The organism is Hyphomicrobium sp. GJ21 (assembly GCF_001006785.1).
Taxonomy (GTDB): domain Bacteria; phylum Pseudomonadota; class Alphaproteobacteria; order Rhizobiales; family Hyphomicrobiaceae; genus Hyphomicrobium_B.
Map to the genome: position 1 here is coordinate 769493 of NZ_CDHO01000003.1, position 18582 is coordinate 788074.

Consider the following 18582-nt stretch of genomic DNA (forward strand, 5'->3'; position numbering starts at 1 on the left):
CAAGCGCCTTGAACTCCCGCCCAGCCCGGTCGAAATAGCGCAGACGCGAACGAGCAACCCGGTTTAAGAGATCATGCGTTGATGATTTGACGGCCAGCCTCCCCGACCGGCGACGTATCAAGAGCCATCACATGCGAGCCAAAGCCGAACACCTGCTGCGCTACACGGGCACGAACATCGTTTCGACCGTCGTCGACTACACGCTTCTGCTGACGCTGACGCATTTCTTTGGCATGCCCGTCGTTCAAAGCATCATCGGCTATTCGGCGGGCGTCATCGTCAATTATCTACTGTCGAAGCGATACGTTTTCACCGTCGACACCTCGCACAAAAGCCAGCACCGCTTATTCATGGAATTCGTCGGCACCGGCTTTATCGGCCTGCTGATCACCGCCGTTGTGGTGTGGTTTGGCGTGCACGTACTGAAACTGTCCGCGGTCGAGAGCAAGACCGCGGCGCTGCTTCTCTGCTTCATCGCGCTATACTTCGCGAGACGGCACATCGTGTTCACGGCAAACCCGGCGAACTCACCCGCAGGCTGATGCTCTGGGTCGCTGAGCGTGATCGCCTCTAGAGATTCACGTGCTGGATCACGTAGCTGCCGCCAGCCGCGATGAGACCGGCGATCAGGACGTAGGGCAGCACCGAGATCAGCACCATCAGCAGATCGACGAACGCTCTGAAAATCTGTTCCGCCGCGCGCCAGAGCTGGAAAAATCCGCGATAGAGAACATAGACGATCGCGAGCACCGCAATCGCGAGTACCGCGATCTTCCAGACCGGCAAGGACTGCCAGTCGGACCGGAAAATCGTCACCATCTGCCCGAACGACCACTGCCAGACGAGTTCGATGAACCTGAAGATCGCGGTGATCCCCTGCTGCAGCAGATTGACGATCTGATCGATGATTTCTCTCACGGTTGCATCTCCCTCGCCCCACGACGCCTTTTTCGGCGTCTGCGCTCCCAACGCGGAAGCGTTTTATCTGGTTCAGCAGGAACGAGCGTGACTTTCCCGTTCCGGCGAGAAAATCATGAGATTGCGTGGCAGAAATCGCATGCCCGCTGAAGATGTTGCGATTTCCGCAACATTTCCGTATAAACCCTCCCAGAGCCGCCCGGCGAGGCATGCCGTGGCGGTTCTTATGCTTTTGAAAAACAAGCGGAAACCGCAAAAAGCACCCTTCGCAGGACCGGCAATTTCACGATTGTCGAGAGTGCGGACGCCGTAAGGCATCTGCATTTCGGCTCGCAAGAGCCGTGAGCGCAACCCGAACCGCCGCACTTCGAACCGCAAGGTCCGGGGACGCAAGGCGGCCCGGCGCGAGCGCCGCCCCCGCGGAGGGCCAGCCGAACGCGTAAGCGGTCGGCGACGGGCCCGCGAGCGAACTAAAGGACACAAAGCAAAATGCCTAAGATGAAGACCAAGAGCGGCGCCAAAAAGCGCTTCAAGATGACCGGTACGGGCAAGGTCGTTGCCGCCCAGGCCGGTAAGCGTCACGGCATGATCAAACGCACGGCGAAGTTCATTCAGAAAGCGCGCGGCACGGGTGTGCTGAACGATTCTGACGCGAAGATCGTCAAGAAGTACATGCCCTACAGCCGATGATCTTTTCGGCGCTTGCGGCCGGCTCGCGGAACGCGAGTCGCAAGCGCCCAATGAAGACTCATCCACCCCACGCACAAATCTTGAAGCATTAGGAGAAATCCCATGGCCCGCGTCAAACGTGGCGTAACCGCCCACGCCAAGCACAAGAAAGTCATCAAGGCCGCCAAAGGCTATTACGGCCGCCGCAAGAATACGATCCGCGTCGCCAAGCAGGCAGTCGAGAAGGCGCAGCAGTACGCATATCGTGACCGCAAGCGTCGCAAGCGCAACTTCCGCGCTCTCTGGATTCAGCGCATCAACGCCGCCGTTCGCGAGCATGGCCTGACCTACGGCCGCTTCATCAACGGCCTGACGAACCTCGGCATCGAAGTCGACCGCAAGGTCCTGTCCGACATCGCGATCAACGATCCCGCAGGCTTCAAGGCGCTCGTCGACAAGGCCGCGAAAGCCGCCGCCTCGCCCGTCGCCAAAGCTGACCAGGACAAAGCCAAGAAGGCGGCCTAATCGCCTTCGCTTTACTGCGCTGACGTCATCCCGGCGAAGGCCGGGATCCATCCAAGCCGGACCGAACTGCGCGAAAGACACTTGGACGGATCCCCGCCTACGCGGGGATGACGTTGGTAATTGGCCAATCCAGCCATCTCACCGACGTCGGACGTGCCATGAGCCAAGACCTGAATAAGCTTGAAGGCGAATTAGTCGCCGAAATCGACGGCGCCAAAGATCTCGCCGCACTGGATGCCGTCCGCGTTTCGGCTCTCGGCAAAAAGGGCCGCGTCTCGGAGCTGATGAGCAAGCTCGGTTCGCTCCCGCCGGAAGAGCGCAAGACCTTCGGCCAGACGGTCAACACCCTCAAAGGCAAGATCTCGACTGCCCTCGACGAACGCAAGGCGGCGCTTGAAACCGCCGCTCTCGATGAACGGCTGAAAATCGAGCGCGCCGACGTCACGCTTCCCGTTCGCCCCGGTCCCGTCGCCGAAGGCCGAATTCATCCCGTCAGCCAGGTCCTCGACGAAGTCATCGAAATCTTCGCCGACATGGGCTTCAGGGTCGCCGAAGGTCCGGACATCGAAACGGACGAGATGAACTTCGACAAGTTGAACATCCCGGCCGACCATCCGGCGCGCCAGGACCACGACACGTTCTATTTCTCGCCGAAGCCCGACGGCTCGCGCCTGCTTCTGCGCACGCACACGAGCCCCGTTCAGATCCGCACGATGGTCTCGCAGAAGCCGCCGCTTCGCATCATCGCGCCGGGCCGCGTCTATCGTTGCGACAGCGACCAGACGCACACGCCGATGTTCCATCAGGTCGAAGGCCTCGTCATCGACGAGAAGACCCACATGGGCCACCTGAAATGGGTGCTGCAGGAATTCTGCAAGGCGTTCTTCGAGGTCGACGAAGTGAAGATGCGTTTCCGCGCCTCGCACTTCCCGTTCACTGAACCCTCGATGGAAGTGGACATCGGCGCCGAGGCGATCGGCAAGCCCGGTCAGTGGCTCGAAATTCTCGGCTGCGGCATGGTGCATCCGAACGTGCTGAGAAACTGCGGCCTCGATCCCGAGAAATATCAGGGCTTCGCGTTCGGCGTCGGCCTCGACCGCCTGACGATGCTGAAATACGGCATCCCCGATCTGCGCGCCTTCTTCTCCGGCGACTTGACCTGGCTCAGCCACTACGGCTTCTCCACCCTCGACGTCCCCACCCTCGGCGGCGGACTGTCAGCGTAGAAAGCGATGGAGCGATCATTATGGCTTGGGTGAAAGCGATCGAACGGACACCTGGCGACGGCAAATTGCAACCAACCCAACTCGCCGCACACGTCAAGGTATTCACCCCGAAAGATTCTCTTCCGATCGTTCAGATTGATACTTACGGATCGGAAGAACGCAAAATCCCAGGCAAGCAAAGCCAGACACTTCAATTTGGAAAAGAAGCCGCCTTCGAACTCTATAAAATTCTAAAAGATACTTACGGCTTCTGAGGCACGAAATGAAATTCACGTTCTCCTGGCTCAAGGATCATCTCGATACCAACGCCTCGCTCGACGAGATCGAGACGACGTTGTCGGCCATCGGTCTTGAAGTCGAAGCCATCGAAGACCCGGCGAAGGCGCTCGGCGCGTTCGTCATCGCGCGCATCGTCGAAGCCAAGAAGCATCCGAACGCCGACAAGCTGCAGGTCGTGCAGGTCGAGATCGCCAAGGGCCAGCCGCTGATGGAGGTCGTCTGCGGCGCACCGAACGCACGCGCTGGCCTCGTATCGGTCTTCGCGCCGCTCGGAACCTACATTCCGGGCTCGAAGATCACGCTCGAAAAGAAACCCGTCCGCGGCGTCGTCTCGAACGGCATGATGTGCTCGGCCGCCGAACTCGAACTCGCCGACGATAGCGCCGGCATTCTCGATCTGCCTGCCGAATGGGCGAGCAAAGTCGGCGAACGCTACATCGACGCCGCCGGGCTCAACGATCCCGTCATCGAAGTGAAGCTTACGCCGAACCGCCCCGACTGCACGGGCGTGCGCGGCATCGCCCGCGATCTCGCCGCCGCCGGACTCGGATCGCTGAAACCGGAGCCGAAACTCAAAGCCATCAAGGAAGCGTTCGACTGCGCCATTCCGGTGAAGCTCGACTTCTCGGCTGACACCGCGAACGCCTGCCCCGTCTTCGCGGCGCGCACGATCCGCAACGTCTCAAATGGCGCCTCGCCCGATTGGCTGCAAAACCGTTTGAAGGCCGTCGGCCTGCGCCCGATCAACGCCCTTGTCGACGTCACGAATTACATTTCGCTCGATCGCGGCCGTCCGCTGCACGTCTATGACGCGCATAAGCTCAAGGGCGCGATCCACGCGCGCCTCGGAAAATCCGGCGAGAAATTCCTCGCACTCGACGGCAAGGAATACGCCGTCGATAACACCATGTGCGTCATCGCCGATGATAGCGGCCCGCTCGGTCTCGGCGGCATCATGGGCGGAGAGTCGACGGGCTGCACACCCGAGACGACCGCCGTCCTGATCGAAAGCGCCTGGTTCGATCCCGTGCGCACCGCCGCCACTGGCCGCAAAACCGGACTGCAGAGCGATGCGCGCTACCGCTTCGAACGCGGTGTCGATCCGGCATCCGTTCGCCCCGGGCTCGATCTCGCAACCGAGATGATCCTCGAATTCTGCGGCGGCGAAGCCTCGAAAGCCAAGGTCGCCGGCAAGGAGCCGATCGAAAATCGCGTAATCGCATTCGATTTCGCACGCGTCGCGAAGCTGACCGGCGTCAAGCTTCCCGAAGCCGAGATCGCGAAAATCCTGACGGCTCTCGGCTTCACGATCGAAGGCGAACCGAGCGCGGCGAAAATCACCGTGCCAACCTGGCGTCCCGACGTGCATGGACCGGCCGATCTCGTCGAAGAGATCGTGCGCATCGCCGGTCTCGAGCTCATTCCCGCAACACCGCTGCCACGCCTCGACGGCGTCGCGCGGCCCGTGCTGACCGAAAAGCAGAAGCGCGCGCGCCGAGCCCGCCGACTGCTTGCGTCGCGCGGATTCGTCGAAGCCGTTACCTGGAGCTTCATTCCGAAGGATCAGGCGAAGCATTTCGGCGGCGGCTCGGAAGCGCTCGACCTCGCCAATCCGATCTCGACGGAACTCTCCTCGATGCGTCCCGGCTTGCTGCCCGGACTGCTCACCGCCGTCACGCGCAATCGCAATCGCGGCGCTTCGGACGTTGCGCTGTTCGAACTTGGCCAAGCCTATCGCGGCGAAAAGCCGGAAGACCAGTATCTGAGCGCCGCGGCCGTGCGCGCCGGAACCGCCCGCATCAGCGGCGCCGGCCGGCAATGGAGCGGCTCGGGCGAACCCGTCGGCGTCTTCGACGTCAAAGCCGATGTCGTTGCAGCCTTGGCATCCCTCGGCATCGACGCCAGCAAAGCCCAGATCACGCGCGATTGCCCGTCCTGGTACCATCCGGGACGGTCCGGCACGCTGCGGCTCGGACCCAAAACCGTGCTCGCCTACTTCGGCGAGGTCCACCCCGCGACGCTCAAGGCGCTCGACGTCGAGGCTCCTGTCGCGGCATTCGAAATCTTTATCGACGCTCTGCCGCCGGAGAAGAAAAAGTCGCGCGCCAAGCCCGCGCTGGCGGCATCCGATCTGTTGCCTGTCAAACGCGACCTTGCGTTCGTCGTGGCGAAGGACGTGGCGGCCGGTGACGTCATCAAGGCCGCGCTCAACGCCGATAAGACATTGATCCGCAACGTCAACATTTTCGACGTCTTCGAAGGCGGCAACCTCGCGGCCGAGGGCAGAAAGTCGGTCGCGATCGAAGTGACTCTGCAGCCCGGAAACGAAACACTTACGGATCAGGCCATAGAGACAATTGTCAAAAAAATAGTGGCGGATGTTAAAAAAGCGACCGGCGCCGAACTTCGGTCCTGAAGGACAGCCCCACACGTAACGCTGGAGGTGACCATGACGACGACTGCACCCGCTTCCGATGCGACGACTGGGCTGCATAAGATCGTCATCATCGGTGGCGGCGCGGGCGGCTTGGAACTCGCAACCCAGCTCGGCAACAAGCTCGGCAAAAAGGGCAAAGCCGAAATTACGCTGGTCGACAAATCGCGCACGCATATCTGGAAGCCGCTGCTGCACGAGATCGCTGCCGGCAGCATGGACACCGGCCGCCACGAGCTGGCGTATCAGGCGCAGGGGCACTGGCACGGCTTCCGTTACCGCTACGGCGAAATGATCGGTCTCGATCGCGCCAACAAGCGCGTGCACCTTGCCGCAACTCACGACGAAGACGGCCGCGAGATTACGCCGGATCGCTGGTTCCCCTACGATACCCTCGTCATCGCGGTCGGCAGCATCTCGAACGATTTCGGCACGCCCGGCGTGAAGGAACACGCGATCACGCTCGACACGCCCGAACAGGCGCGGCGTTTCAATCGCCGCCTGTTGAACGCCTGCGTCCGCGCCTACGCGCAGCAGGGCCCCGTGCGGCCGGGCCAGCTCCACGTCGCGATCATCGGCGCCGGCGCGACGGGCTCCGAGCTTTCCGCCGAGCTGCACCATGCAGCGCGCGGCCTCGTCGACTTTGGCCTCGACAAGATCGACCCCGAAAACGACTTCAAGATCACGCTGATCGAAGCCGCTCCGCGCATTCTGCCGGCACTGCCTGAAAGACTTTCGACGGCGACCACGAATATCTTAAAGAGCATCGGCGTCGACGTGCGCACCGGAAGCCCGGTGACGAACGTCTCCGATCAAGGCGTCACTCTCGCCAACGGCGACTTCATTCCTTCCGAGCTTGTCGTCTGGGCCGCGGGCGTCAAGGGACCGGAAGTTCTGTCGAAACTCGACGGCTTGGAAGTCAGCCGCAGCAACACGCTTATCGTGCGCCCGAGCCTGCAAACGACCAAAGACGATAACATCTTCGTCATTGGCGACGCAGCTTACCTCGTGCCGGATGGCGAGACCGCGCCGATCCCGCCGCGTGCTCAGGCCGCACACCAGCAATCGAGCCACCTCGTCCGCCAGATCCAGCGCCGCATGCATGGCGAGACGAAGCTCGCGCCGTTCAAGTATCGCGATTTCGGATCGCTCGTGTCGCTTGGCAAATATTCGACGGTCGGCAACCTGATGGGCTTCGTCTCCGGCAAGTCGTTACGCATCGAGGGCTGGTTTGCGAAAATTATGTATCGCTCGCTCTACAAGATGCACGAGGTCGCGCTGCATGGCCCGATCAAGGTCGCGCTCGACTCGCTGGCTCGCCTCCTGACTCGGCGCACCGAACCGCAGGTCAAGCTGCACTAGGCGACATTGTCTTCGGCATTGTCGGCCGGCTCGACGAAAGCGAGCCGGCAATGCCAAGCGAAACGATCAGCTCCGCCCGCGCAGCGCTGTCAGCAGTTCCGACGTCGGATAGCTGTCAGCCGGGAAGCCCAGCTTGATCTGCATTTCCTTGACCGCCTTGCGCGTTCCCGCGCCGAGCTTGCCGTCGACTTCGCCGACATCGAAGCCGCGCCGCTTCAGAAGCGCCTGTAGCTCTTTCGTCTGCTCATAGCCGAGCGACGGAACATTTCCGCTCGCGCGGCTGAGATTCGGAGCACCCGCCATGCGCGCCGCCAGATGCGCCGCCGTCGTCGCGTAGGTCAGCGACTGGTTCCACTGCGTGTAGACACGGAAATTATTGTACGCGAGGAAAGCCGGGCCGCTCCGCCCCATCGGCAACAGCAACGACGCCTGGAGATCATCCGACGGCAACTTGTGGCCGACGCCTTCGACACCCCACGCGACCCACTGCGATCGCGGCAACAAAACGGTGAGATCGGCCTTTTCCCACGGCAGCTCTTTCGTGACCCGAACCTGTTCCAGCCACGGCTCGCCGCGCTTCCAGCCCATCGACGCGATAAAGTTCGCCGAGGATCCGATGATGTCCGGGATATCGCGGATCAGATCGACGCGACCGTCGCCGTCATAGTCGACGCCGTAGTTGTAGTAGTGCTGCGGCAGGAACTGCGTCTGCCCAAGTTCGCCCGCCCACGACCCGATCATCTGGTCCGCCGTGAGATCGCCACGCTCGATGATCTTCAGCGCGGCCTTCAGTTCGTTGCGGAAGAAGTCGCCGCGCCGGCAATCCCAGGCGAGCGTCACCAGCGAACGCATGACGGACAGATTTCCCATGCCGCCGCCGAAGTCGCTCTCGAGCGCCCAGAAACCGGTGATGACCGCGCCCGGCACGCCATACTGCTGTTCCGCGCGATCGAAGATCGACTTGTAACGCTGGAGATAGGACTTGCCCATTTTCTCGCGGCCGTTGGTCGCGAGCTTGAAATAGAAATCGATGAACGTCTGCGAGAAGAATCCTTGCTTGCGGTCGCGCGCGACGACGCTCATGTCGGGCGTCATGCCGCCGATCGCCTCATCGATCGTTGCCGCATGAATGCCTTCTGCGATCGCTTCCCGTTTGAAATCGGCAAGCCAGCGCTGAAACGGCACCGTGTTCTGACAGTTGCGTTTATTGGCCGGAGGCGGTGGCGTGGCTTCCGCGAACGCCGCGCCGGACATTGACGCAAACGCCATCGTTGCGATCGAAAGGATCAAAAAACCTGCGCGCATGGAAAGCCTTCGGAGGGTTGTGTGTCGCCGTCACTGTGTCGGCAGACCGGAATGGGTCAAGACACTATGGCCTGAATGAGGCTAACATCTGCTTGACACGCATCGAGCCCAAGCAATCGGCGCGCTAGGCGCTGCCGATCAGGATTCCGACCGCGAAAACGAGCAGGCCTCCGACCACGACTTCCAGCGCCGCTCTGAAGAATTTCGTGTCCATGAACCGCGCACGGACAAACGCGATAATCCAAAGTTCGATGAACACGACGACGATCGCGACCGACGTCGCGGTCCAGAAATTCGGGATGAGATACGGCAGCGTGTGACCAAGCCCGCCCAGCGCCGTCATCAGCCCCGTGACTCCGCCGCGCACCCACGGACTGCCGCGACCTGAAATGTTGCCGTCATCCGCCAGCGCTTCCGCGAACGCCATCGAGATACCCGCGCCGATCGAGGCAGCGATGCCGACGAGAAACGTCTGCCAGGTGTTATGCGTGGCGAACGCCGCCGCGAAGATCGGCGCCAGCGTCGAGACCGAGCCGTCGATCAGACCCGTTAAGCCAGGTTGCACATACTGGAGCACGAACGTGCGACGTGCCGCCTGCTCCTCGACCGACTTCGCCGAGGACGTCAGCTCCACTTCTGAGATGCGCTTCGCAAGGCCAAGATGCCGGTCTTCCGCAACGATGAGATCGCCGATCAGCTTGCGCACTTCGGCGTCCGTAATTTGCGCAATGGCCGCGCGATAGAAGTTGCGCGTTTCGAGTTCAATCTCTTCCGCTTGCCGCCGCACTTTCTCGATGCCGAGCGGCCGCACCAACCAGATCGGATCGTGGCGCACGAAACCCGAGACGTCCTGACGCCGGATCAGCGGAATATGATCGCCGAACTTCCGCCGGAAGAGATCGATCAGCCAGCGCCTGTGATCGTTCTCCTCCTGCCCCATCTCCGTGAAAATCTTCGCCGACGCCGGATAGTCTTCTCCAAGCCCGGCCGCATAGTCGGCGTAGATGCGGCCGTGCTCCTCCTCCAGCGAAATGGCGAGAGCCAGAATTTCACGCGCATCGAGATCGGCGAATTTTCGCATCGGGCAGAATTCCAGGCGCAGCCAAAGGCTGAATAACTTAGAATAGTTCTAATATATGGTGGAGCTATAGATACGGCAAGCATTGCTGACGCGCGGCGCGGTCGCACCCCGGCCTCGCAAACGCGAAAACGCCGACCATCTTGCGAGGGCCGGCGAATGAATCACGTAACCGCTTTGGATCGCGCGAGGTTAACGCGAGCTGGACTTTCCACTGCCGCCCGACTTGCCGAAGGTGTTCTGCTGAGCGTCGACCCAGGTCGACATCGCCTGCTGCCAGCCCTTCTGCCACATCTCTGCGGCCTGCATCCAAAACTGGATCGGATTGGCTGCGCCCGAACTGAAGTCTGGCATGCCCGGGAAGACGCCGCCCGGAAAACCCGACTGACCGGTGGCATTTCCAAAACCGGGGAAATTGGGGAAGTTCGGCAGCTGGCTGGTCGAACCGATCGACTTCACCTGCTTCTCCCACACATCCATGACCTGATCGACGGCCTGAAGCTGCAGTTTCGAGGCGTTTTGCATCTGTTTGCGGCTGAGTTCGACGAAATCCGTCGGCCAGCCCAGCGACTTCGCCGCTTCCGCCATTTTATCGAAAACGGCGTTGCTGTTCTTCTCGCCAAGTTCCGCCAGCTCAGAGCGCCAGTTCGACATTGCATCAAACGCCTGCGCAACGGCCTTACGTGTATCCTCGCCAAGCTTGGTGAAAGCGGGATTGGCATCGAAAGGTGAGTTCGCCATATCGTCTCTCCGGATTTCGCACGTCTCTTGCGGGCTTTCCCCAGCTTTTTCGCACACTGACAACCAAGTCGCCAGTTATCTTATAGGTCCATGCGGCGAAGCAGCCGCCAGCTAAATAGCCTCAACAGCTTAACGGCCCTTTTGCCATCAGGTTCCGGGTGCTATGAGCCCCGCCCATGACCGATATCTCACGTATACGAAATTTCTCTATCATTGCCCACATTGATCACGGCAAGTCGACATTGTCGGACCGCTTGATTCAGCTTTGCGGCAATGTGACGAACCGGGAAATGAAGGCCCAGATCCTCGACTCGATGGATATCGAGCGCGAGCGTGGCATCACGATCAAGGCCCAGACCGTCCGGCTGGATTACAAGGCGAAGGACGGCGAGATCTATCAGCTCAATCTGATGGACACGCCAGGCCATGTCGACTTTGCCTATGAGGTCTCGCGCTCGCTCGCAGCCTGCGAAGGCGCGATCCTCGTCGTCGATGCGAGCCAGGGCGTCGAAGCGCAGACGCTCGCGAACGTCTATCAGGCGCTCGACAACAATCTCGAAATCCTGCCCGTTCTGAACAAGATCGATTTGCCGGCAGCGGATGCCGACCGCGTCAAGCAGCAGATCGAGGACGTGATCGGCATTGATGCATCCGACGCGATCGGCGTTTCCGCGAAGACGGGCCTCAACGTCGAAGCCGTTCTCGAAGCCATCGTCGAACGTCTGCCGCCGCCGAAAGGCGATGGCACGAAGCCGCTCAAAGCCATGCTGATCGACAGCTGGTACGATGCCTACCTCGGCGTCATCGTCCTCGTGCGCGTCATCGACGGCACGTTGAAGAAGGGCCAGCGCGTCAAGCTGATGTCGAGCGGCGCCGACTATCAAATCGAACGCGTCGGCATCTTCCGTCCGAAGCAGGAAATGCTCGAGAAGCTCGGGCCGGGCGAGGTCGGTTTCTTCACCGCCGCGATCAAGGAAGTTGCCGACACCCGCGTCGGCGACACCGTGACGGACGAGAAAAATCCGACCGCCGAACCTTTGCCGGGTTTCAAGCCGGCGCAGCCCGTCGTCTTCTGCGGCCTGTTCCCCGTTGACGCCGCCGACTTCGAAGACTTGCGCGAAGCGATGGGCAAGCTCCGCCTCAACGATGCGAGCTTCTCATTCGAAACGGAAAGCTCGGCCGCTCTCGGTTTCGGTTTCCGTTGCGGCTTCCTCGGACTGCTCCACCTCGAAATCATCACCGAGCGTCTGGAGCGCGAGTTCAACCTCGATCTCATCACCACCGCGCCGAGCGTCATCTACCATCTGCACATGAACGACGGCTCGATGATCGAGATGCACAACCCGGCCGACATGCCGGAGGTCGTCAGGATCGATCACATCGAGGAACCCTGGATCGAAGCCACGATTCTCGTGCCCGATGATTATCTCGGCGCCGTTCTGAAGCTCTGCCAGGATCGGCGCGGGCGTCAGAAGCAGCTCACCTACGCCGGTTCGCGCGCCATGGTGATTTACGAGCTGCCGCTGAACGAAGTCGTGTTCGACTTCTACGACCGGCTGAAAAGCGTCTCGCGCGGCTATGCGTCATTCGACTATCACATCAAGGATTACGAGGAAGGCGACCTCGTCAAGCTGTCGATCCTCGTCAACAGCGAGCCTGTCGATGCACTCTCGATCGTCGTGCATCGTTCACGCGCCGAAAGCCGCGGTCGCTCGATGTGCGAAAAGCTCAAAGAGCTGATCCCGCCGCATCTGTTCCAGATTCCGATTCAGGCCGCGATCGGCGCCAAGGTCATCGCCCGTGAGACGATCAAGGCCCTGCGCAAGGACGTGCTTGCGAAGTGCTACGGCGGCGACATCACGCGAAAGCGCAAGCTGCTCGACAAGCAGAAGGCCGGCAAGAAGAAGATGCGCGAATTCGGCAAGGTCGAAATTCCGCAGGAGGCGTTCATCAACGCCCTGAAGATGGACGACAACTGACCGGCGGAAATCCGCACAAGCAAAAACGGCGATCCTCGGGATCGCCGTTTCGATTTTAAGCTGGGATCGAGCTCAGTCGTTGTCGATTTTTTGCTTGATCACCGACATGTCGGTAGCGCTCAAGTCGACATCGTACTTTTTACCGTCGGCGCCGATGGCATCGTCGACTTCCCACTTTCCGTCTTCGAACTCGACTTTGCCCCATTTCGAAAAACCGGCCTTGGTCAGTGCAGCCGTGACAGCGGTCGTTTCCTCAGCCGTCGGCGGACGGCCATCGGCGAATGCCGCGCCGGCAAACAACGCCATGGATGCAAAAATCGCGGAAGCGGTGATGCTACGGATCATGATTGAAACTCTCCTTGCAAGTGTGACAACCGGCAACGCCCGAGGACCTGATTTCGTTCAGAACCAGCCGCAGGCGAGAGTGGATCTAGGCATCACCGGCCGCCATACCAGCCCTGCCGCCGCATGGCGCGCTGACGTTCGCGAAATTCGATATCGGCCGGCCGGTACGAGCCCGTGTCGCACCACGGATTGCCGTAGTAGCCATAAAAGCCGTTGATCGGCGTGCAGTCTCGCGTCGCGTGCGGCAACTGCCCGTACTTCTGCCTATGGCTGTCCTTGCCTCGCGGCGCGGCAGACGCTGCGAACGACGTCGCGACGAGGATGAGCACTGCCGGTATCAGCATCCGCATTTACGCAATCCTCCAAGATCGTCATGAGCCATGTTTCCCGGCTGAGCACCGCGATGCCTCGCCCTTCAAATATGAAGGCCCCGGCGTCTCCACCAGGGCCCTGCGGTCTTCCTGCGCAATCGCTGCTGAAGGATCAGGGCAGGCGGCCGAAGCTGAACAAGCCATAAAGCCACGCTGCCACGGCCCCGAACCCCGCCGAAATGCAAAGGATCGGCACGATGAGTTCGACGTTGCCCTCAATAAGCGGCGACGTCTGATGTGAGAGGTACGGCACGACGGTGAACGCGCTGATGAGGCCGGGCCCGAACAGCCCGAGGATCGCACCGCGGATCGTCATCATGCCTTCAGGCCGCCAGCCGAGGATCAGCCCGAACAACGCGCCCCAGAGCCCGCCCGTCACGGCCGTTCCGACCAGCCACGGCACCTCGATATCCGGAGCGATCAGGCTGCGCGTCGGCTCCATGCTCCAGGGCTCGACGTTCCATCCCGTCCAGTAGTGCACAAAAAGCCAGCTGATGAACTCTTGCACCGTCACGGCTGCGATCGCCCCTGCGATGAAGCCGACGATAATACTCTTCAAGGCATTCATGTCCGTTCCCCTTCTTCTGTCCCCGTCCGTCACGGACCTTGCTACCCTGCTGCGACCAAATATGCCACGGCCCAGGGACCTATTATAGATTTCAAGCCACTCCTGTTGGCGCACGACCACGCTCATGCGGCATCTTAACCAGCTGCCTTATTCTCGCCCACTGCTTCGCGTTTTCAGCTTCCGCCGCGTACCGGTTCATCCGTAACGCGTTCGTCACGGGGGGCCAGCCTGACACGCTGAGGCCCGGACTCGGCACCAAGGCAGCTGGCGCTCGCGGCTTCCTTTTCCAAACATCCAGAGATGCCCACCGCGCGAGATGCGGTCGCGGTTTCCACCCCTCAGAGAGGCGTGGCCTGGCGTCGATTGGACATTCAGACATCACCACCAACACAAGGACTTCCCATGAGTAAGGGATCTTTTGCTCTGCTTTCTGTTGTGCTTGCGACTGCCGTACCGGCGACCGTCAATGCTGCGCAGTTCGATGCCAAACTGAAGAACCGCGCGATGACCAGCCGCCACCTCGCCGCCGCTTCGGGGTCGTCGGTCACCTGTCTGACGTGGGAGGCACGAGCCCTCCTCAACCGCATCCGCGCGCGCTTCGGCAACGTCGAGATCGTATCGACCTGCCGCCCCGGCGCCAAAATTGCCGGCACCGGTCACCCGTCGCGCCATGCTTCGGGTCAAGCCATCGACTTCCGCGTTCCCGGGAAAAAGGGACAGGTTGTCAGCTGGCTCATTTCCAACCACCACAACGGTGGGGTCATGACGTATCGCGACATGGACCACATCCACGTCGACATCGGCCCGCATTTCGTCGCCTTGAACCGCCCGAGCGGCCGGACCTGATCTAACGGGGGGTGGGCGAAAGACGCCCGCCCCGACCCCGCCCAGCCATTCGTAAACGCGTCGTCCCAAAACTCGAAACAGCCCGGATTTAAAGCCCCTTTAAGCCATTCGGCAGAGCTTCTGGAAGGCTCCACCGCCTTGCCTTTCTTGCCTGATCAAGGCATATAGTCGCCATCGAACACGCCTTGGCTTACTCTTCGACAGCGCTACCGCCTGCTTTAAGACGTCTCCATCGCGCGATTTGATGGCCTCCGTCATTCCGCCGGAGGACGCACGTTTGCTTTGGAGGCAGTTAATGTCGAATGGGACTGTGAAGTGGTTTAATGGTCAGAAGGGCTACGGATTTATTCAGCCGGAAGAAGGTGGCAACGACGTATTCGTGCACATCTCGGCGGTTGAACGCGCCGGCCTTCAGTCGCTCCGCGAAGGCCAGAAGATCTACTTCGAAACCGAACGTGGACGTAACGGCAAGATCGCTGCCGTGAATCTTCGTCCGCTCTAACGATTTCGAGAAGACCACTTTACTCGCGCGGGGAGCAGCTCGTCTGCTCCCCGCTTTTCTTGTCAGACCACAGTCGGACAATCAGACCCTAGAACAGGACGTTCGGAGATCGAATGGCAAAAGAAGAGATGCTCGAGTTCGAGGGGGTGGTGGACGAGGTCCTGCCCGACGCGCGTTGCCGCGTGAAGCTCGATAACGGGCATGAGGTTATCGCGTACACCTCGGGCCGTATGAAGAAGAACCGCATCCGCATTCTCGCGGGCGACCGTGTCACCGTCGAGATGACGCCGTACGACCTCACCAAAGGGCGCATCAACTTCCGTCACAAGGACAGCCGTCCTGGACAGGGCGGTGGCGAATTCTCTGGCGGCGCTCGTCCTGGTGGACCGCCTCGTCGCGGTGGACGCTGAACGTACGTCACAAGGGGCGAACGCCCCTAAGCTGTTTCTTCCGCACGCTGATGATGATCGGCGCCCAGGCGCCGCGCGATCCAGATCCACATGAGCACCAAGGGCATGGCGACGGCGCCCATCGCGCCCGCGGCGAAGCCCAAACCGCCGCCAAGGCCCGCGTATACCCATCCCGACGCCGCGTCGCCGCCACGGAACACGACCGTATCGATGAAGTTCTGGACTTTGTATTTTTCGTCCGGCGACGCCAGCGTGTAGATGACCTTGATCGCCGGATTTGCGAGCGAGAACGCCACGATGCGTTCCGCCACCATCACGGCAGCAACCACCCATAGCGCAGCATCGAAACTCAACAGCACCGTCCCGACGGTGGCCGTGACCGGGAGCGCCAGCAGCGCCACCGTCACGCCGAAGCGCTGCAGAATGCGCGCCGTACCGAACACTTCGATGAGAAACGTCACGATGCTCACAACGAGATCGCGGCCCGAGAAAAACGCGACCCGCTGCGCACTGTCCGGAATGGTCAGCGCCACGAGCCTCGCCTGCTCGAGATAGAAGAACGTTCCGACCACATTCGCGAGAAAGATGAAAATCGCGATGCGCGCGAACATCGGCGTCGTGAACACCTTGATCGCGCCATCGAGGATGCCGCCGCCGGTCGCGTCCATCTCAGGCCCCGCGGCGCCGGTCTTGAACCGTCTGACTGCCAGCCCCGCGATCATCGCCGCAGTGAGCAGCGCCGCCGACACCAAGAGCAGATTGACGGGTTCGACGAAACGGACGAGCCCTTGAGTCAGCAGCGGCCCCGCGAGCGCGCCAGCCGTGCCGCCGGCTGAAATGAACCCGTAAAGGCGCTTCGCTTCAGTGTGGCTCCAGAGCTCGGCCATCAAGCTCCAGAACAGCGAAACGACGAAGAGATTGAAGACGCTGCCCCAAACGAAAAACGTGCCCGCGACCCAGACGTTCTTGTCGCCCGTCCTCATCGCCAGCCAGAAGCCGATCAGGTTGAGCACGAAGAAGATGTAGATCGACGGCAGCACGAGCCGCCGCGGAAAGCGCGCCGCGACGAAGCCAAACAGCGGCACCAGCGCGACCATGACAAAGAAGACGACGGTGAACAGCTGGTGCAGCGCGTCCTTGCCGAGGCTGACGCCGATCTCGTCTCGAACCGGACGCACGATGTAGTAGGCGGACAGAAGCGCGAAAAACATCGCGAACGACGCGAGAAGCGCCGCGACCTCCCCCGGCTCGACGTTGACGAAGCGTTTGAGCCACGAAGCCGGCTGCTCCGCCGAAGGCAGGGGCGTTTCGTCCGTCATGGATCTCCGGGAAGGCTGGCGGCCAGGGAATACCGTTCAGAAATCTGTTTACTCCGAACTGAATCGCCGCCTCAACCGTTCAAAAAGGTGTCGACCCTTGATGCACCGCAGCGGAGAATCGCTCCATGAATGTGTGTCTGCGACACTGTACCTTTCTTGCACGGGTGTGCTTTAGCATTAGGGAACCTAACGTTTTCAGGATTGTCGCAATTTTCAATAGTTCTATACTTATGCAATGCAGCAACAACATGCTGCTCTGCGATTTGGAGATAACTGCCGAAAAACGGCGTTAAATCAAAGGATTCGGAGCGATATGAACTACTATGCCTATGAAATGGCCCACGCGTTCATGTCTCCCGTCCGATTCGGTGTCCAGGCTCTCCGGAACACCCTCGACTGGCCCTTGAACCCCATGGCCTACACGGCAGCCGGCAAAAACATGGTTGCCGCCTGCGAAGTCTTCGAAAGCATCACGCGCCGCTACGGCAAGCCGGAGTTCGGCATCAAGAATGTATCAGTGAACGGCGTCGACGTTCCCGTTCACGAAGAGATCGCGCTGGCGCTTCCGTTCTGCAATCTGATCCATTTTGTTCGCGACGAGACGAAGTCGGGCAAGCGCAACGACCCTAAGGTGCTCATCATTGCGCCGATGTCAGGGCACTACGCGACCCTGCTGCGCGGCACGGTCGAAGCGATGCTGCCCGAGCACGAAATCTACATCACCGATTGGACCGACGCCCGGAACGTTCCCATCGCCGCCGGACGCTTCGATTTCGACGACTTCGTCGAATATCTCACCCATTTCGTCCGCTTCATCGGCGAAGACACGCACGTTCTCGCCGTCTGCCAACCCGCAGTTCCGGCGCTCGTTGCAACCGCTGTCATGGCAGCGCGCCATGAAGACATACAGCCGGCCTCATTGATTCTGATGGGCGGCCCAATCGATACCCGGCGCAACCCGACCAAGGTCAACGAACTCGCTGCTCAGAAATCGATCACCTGGTTCGAGCAGAACGTCGTCATGACGGTGCCGTTTCCGCACGCCGGTTTCATGCGGCCGGTCTATCCGGGTTTCATGCAGCTCACCGGCTTCATGACGATGAACCTCGAGCGCCACATGAACGCGCACGTCGAGCTGTTCAACAACCTCGTCAAGGGCGACTGCGACAGCGTCCGTCAGCACCAGACCTTCTATGAGGAATACCTCTCGGTCATGGACCTGACCGCAGAGTTCTACCTGCAGACCGTCCAGACGGTCTTCCAGGAGCATCTGCTGCCCGACCGCAAGCTGATGCATCGTGGCGAACTCGTCGACTGTTCGGCCATCACCAAGACCGCCCTGATGACGATCGAAGGCGAGCGCGACGACATCTGCGGCCTCGGCCAAACGGAAGCCGCGCACGATCTCTGCACGTCCGTCCCGAGCGACGAAAAAGTCCATTATGTGCAAGCGGGCGTCGGCCACTATGGCGTCTTCAACGGAACGCGCTGGCGCACCGAAATCCAGCCGCGCATCCGCGAGTTCATTCGCGACGTCAATTACAAGCACCGCTCGAACGAACAGGCGACGCGTGCGTCGCGGCCGACCCGCGTTCTGCAGGACGCGCTTGATGCTGCTCCCGAATGGCGAAAGAAGGGTTCAGGTCTGAACGGCGCCAACGGCAGTCACGCCCCCGAGACCACGCTCGCGAAATAAGCAGACGTC

20 protein-coding genes are annotated in these 18582 nt (G+C 60.9%); 12 read left to right on the forward strand and 8 right to left on the reverse strand.

Annotated elements, in window-relative coordinates; all coding sequences use genetic code 11:
- The first annotated feature begins 131 nt into the window (after nt 1–131).
- A complete protein-coding gene (locus tag HYPGJ_RS11965; protein ID WP_046848369.1) occupies nt 132–542 on the forward strand; it encodes a GtrA family protein in 411 nt (136 codons plus the stop codon).
- 28 nt (nt 543–570) lie between these two features.
- Here the strand turns inward: HYPGJ_RS11965 and HYPGJ_RS11970 are convergent, their stop codons facing one another.
- Complete coding sequence (locus HYPGJ_RS11970; protein WP_046848370.1) at nt 571–918, reverse strand: hypothetical protein; 348 nt, start codon at nt 916–918, stop codon at nt 571–573.
- A gap of 489 nt (nt 919–1407) precedes the next feature.
- Between HYPGJ_RS11970 and rpmI the strand changes: the two genes are divergently transcribed.
- The 6 genes from rpmI (at nt 1408) to HYPGJ_RS12005 (ending at nt 7413) form a co-directional block, all read left to right on the forward strand.
- Nucleotides 1408–1608, forward strand: coding sequence for a 50S ribosomal protein L35 (gene rpmI, locus HYPGJ_RS11980; protein ID WP_013214420.1), 201 nt, complete (start codon nt 1408–1410; stop codon nt 1606–1608).
- A gap of 102 nt (nt 1609–1710) precedes the next feature.
- On the forward strand, nt 1711–2112 hold the full coding sequence (gene rplT, locus HYPGJ_RS11985) for a 50S ribosomal protein L20 (RefSeq protein WP_046847362.1): 402 nt from the start codon (nt 1711–1713) through the stop codon (nt 2110–2112).
- Between the two features lie 158 nt (nt 2113–2270).
- The gene (gene pheS / locus HYPGJ_RS11990; RefSeq protein WP_046847363.1) at nt 2271–3338 is read left to right on the forward strand and encodes a phenylalanine--tRNA ligase subunit alpha; all 1068 of its coding nucleotides are present in this window, start codon (nt 2271–2273) and stop codon (nt 3336–3338) included.
- A 20-nt stretch (nt 3339–3358) separates the two neighbouring features.
- The gene (locus tag HYPGJ_RS11995; protein WP_143440522.1) at nt 3359–3592 is read left to right on the forward strand and encodes a hypothetical protein; all 234 of its coding nucleotides are present in this window, start codon (nt 3359–3361) and stop codon (nt 3590–3592) included.
- Nucleotides 3593–3600: 8 nt separating this feature from the next.
- Entirely contained in the window at nt 3601–6033 is a 2433-nt protein-coding gene (pheT, locus tag HYPGJ_RS12000) for a phenylalanine--tRNA ligase subunit beta (protein WP_046847365.1), read from the forward strand.
- Between the two features lie 33 nt (nt 6034–6066).
- Nucleotides 6067–7413, forward strand: a complete 1347-nt coding sequence (locus HYPGJ_RS12005; RefSeq protein ID WP_046847366.1) for an NAD(P)/FAD-dependent oxidoreductase — start codon at nt 6067–6069, stop codon at nt 7411–7413.
- Nucleotides 7414–7479: 66 nt separating this feature from the next.
- Here the strand turns inward: HYPGJ_RS12005 and HYPGJ_RS12010 are convergent, their stop codons facing one another.
- The 3 genes from HYPGJ_RS12010 to HYPGJ_RS12020 form a co-directional block, all read right to left on the reverse strand.
- On the reverse strand, nt 7480–8718 hold the full coding sequence (locus HYPGJ_RS12010; RefSeq protein ID WP_083984117.1) for a lytic murein transglycosylase: 1239 nt from the start codon (nt 8716–8718) through the stop codon (nt 7480–7482).
- A 124-nt stretch (nt 8719–8842) separates the two neighbouring features.
- Nucleotides 8843–9799, reverse strand: coding sequence for an iron exporter MbfA (gene mbfA / locus HYPGJ_RS12015; RefSeq protein ID WP_046847367.1), 957 nt, complete (start codon nt 9797–9799; stop codon nt 8843–8845).
- Nucleotides 9800–9988: 189 nt separating this feature from the next.
- Entirely contained in the window at nt 9989–10537 is a 549-nt protein-coding gene (locus HYPGJ_RS12020) for a hypothetical protein (RefSeq protein WP_046847368.1), read from the reverse strand.
- Nucleotides 10538–10713: 176 nt separating this feature from the next.
- Here HYPGJ_RS12020 and lepA point away from each other — a divergent pair, with 176 nt between their 5' ends.
- A complete protein-coding gene (gene lepA / locus HYPGJ_RS12025) occupies nt 10714–12516 on the forward strand; it encodes a translation elongation factor 4 (RefSeq protein WP_046847369.1) in 1803 nt (600 codons plus the stop codon).
- A 72-nt stretch (nt 12517–12588) separates the two neighbouring features.
- Here the strand turns inward: lepA and HYPGJ_RS12030 are convergent, their stop codons facing one another.
- From HYPGJ_RS12030 to HYPGJ_RS12040, 3 genes are all read right to left on the reverse strand, one after another.
- Complete coding sequence (locus tag HYPGJ_RS12030; RefSeq protein WP_046847370.1) at nt 12589–12861, reverse strand: PepSY domain-containing protein; 273 nt, start codon at nt 12859–12861, stop codon at nt 12589–12591.
- Between the two features lie 92 nt (nt 12862–12953).
- Nucleotides 12954–13211 carry a hypothetical protein gene (locus HYPGJ_RS12035; RefSeq protein WP_046847371.1) on the reverse strand — a complete coding sequence of 86 codons (258 nt, stop codon included), beginning with the start codon at nt 13209–13211 and terminating at the stop codon, nt 12954–12956.
- 133 nt (nt 13212–13344) lie between these two features.
- Nucleotides 13345–13800, reverse strand: a complete 456-nt coding sequence (locus HYPGJ_RS12040) for a hypothetical protein (RefSeq protein WP_046847372.1) — start codon at nt 13798–13800, stop codon at nt 13345–13347.
- 402 nt (nt 13801–14202) lie between these two features.
- Between HYPGJ_RS12040 and HYPGJ_RS12045 the strand changes: the two genes are divergently transcribed.
- The 3 genes from HYPGJ_RS12045 (at nt 14203) to infA (ending at nt 15558) form a co-directional block, all read left to right on the forward strand.
- Nucleotides 14203–14646 carry a D-Ala-D-Ala carboxypeptidase family metallohydrolase gene (locus tag HYPGJ_RS12045; protein WP_046847373.1) on the forward strand — a complete coding sequence of 148 codons (444 nt, stop codon included), beginning with the start codon at nt 14203–14205 and terminating at the stop codon, nt 14644–14646.
- Between the two features lie 295 nt (nt 14647–14941).
- Nucleotides 14942–15148 carry a cold-shock protein gene (locus tag HYPGJ_RS12050; protein WP_013214405.1) on the forward strand — a complete coding sequence of 69 codons (207 nt, stop codon included), beginning with the start codon at nt 14942–14944 and terminating at the stop codon, nt 15146–15148.
- A 113-nt stretch (nt 15149–15261) separates the two neighbouring features.
- Nucleotides 15262–15558 (forward strand): translation initiation factor IF-1, encoded by a 297-nt coding sequence (gene infA / locus HYPGJ_RS12055; protein ID WP_013214404.1) that lies wholly within the window; start codon nt 15262–15264, stop codon nt 15556–15558.
- A 26-nt stretch (nt 15559–15584) separates the two neighbouring features.
- On the opposite strand, the gene HYPGJ_RS12060 is transcribed toward infA, so the two are convergent.
- Complete coding sequence (locus HYPGJ_RS12060) at nt 15585–16877, reverse strand: MFS transporter (RefSeq protein WP_046847374.1); 1293 nt, start codon at nt 16875–16877, stop codon at nt 15585–15587.
- Between the two features lie 313 nt (nt 16878–17190).
- On the opposite strand from HYPGJ_RS12060, the gene phaZ reads away from it, so the two are divergent.
- Nucleotides 17191–18573 carry a polyhydroxyalkanoate depolymerase gene (gene phaZ, locus HYPGJ_RS12065; RefSeq protein WP_052750893.1) on the forward strand — a complete coding sequence of 461 codons (1383 nt, stop codon included), beginning with the start codon at nt 17191–17193 and terminating at the stop codon, nt 18571–18573.
- The last annotated feature ends 9 nt before the right edge of the window (nt 18574–18582 follow it).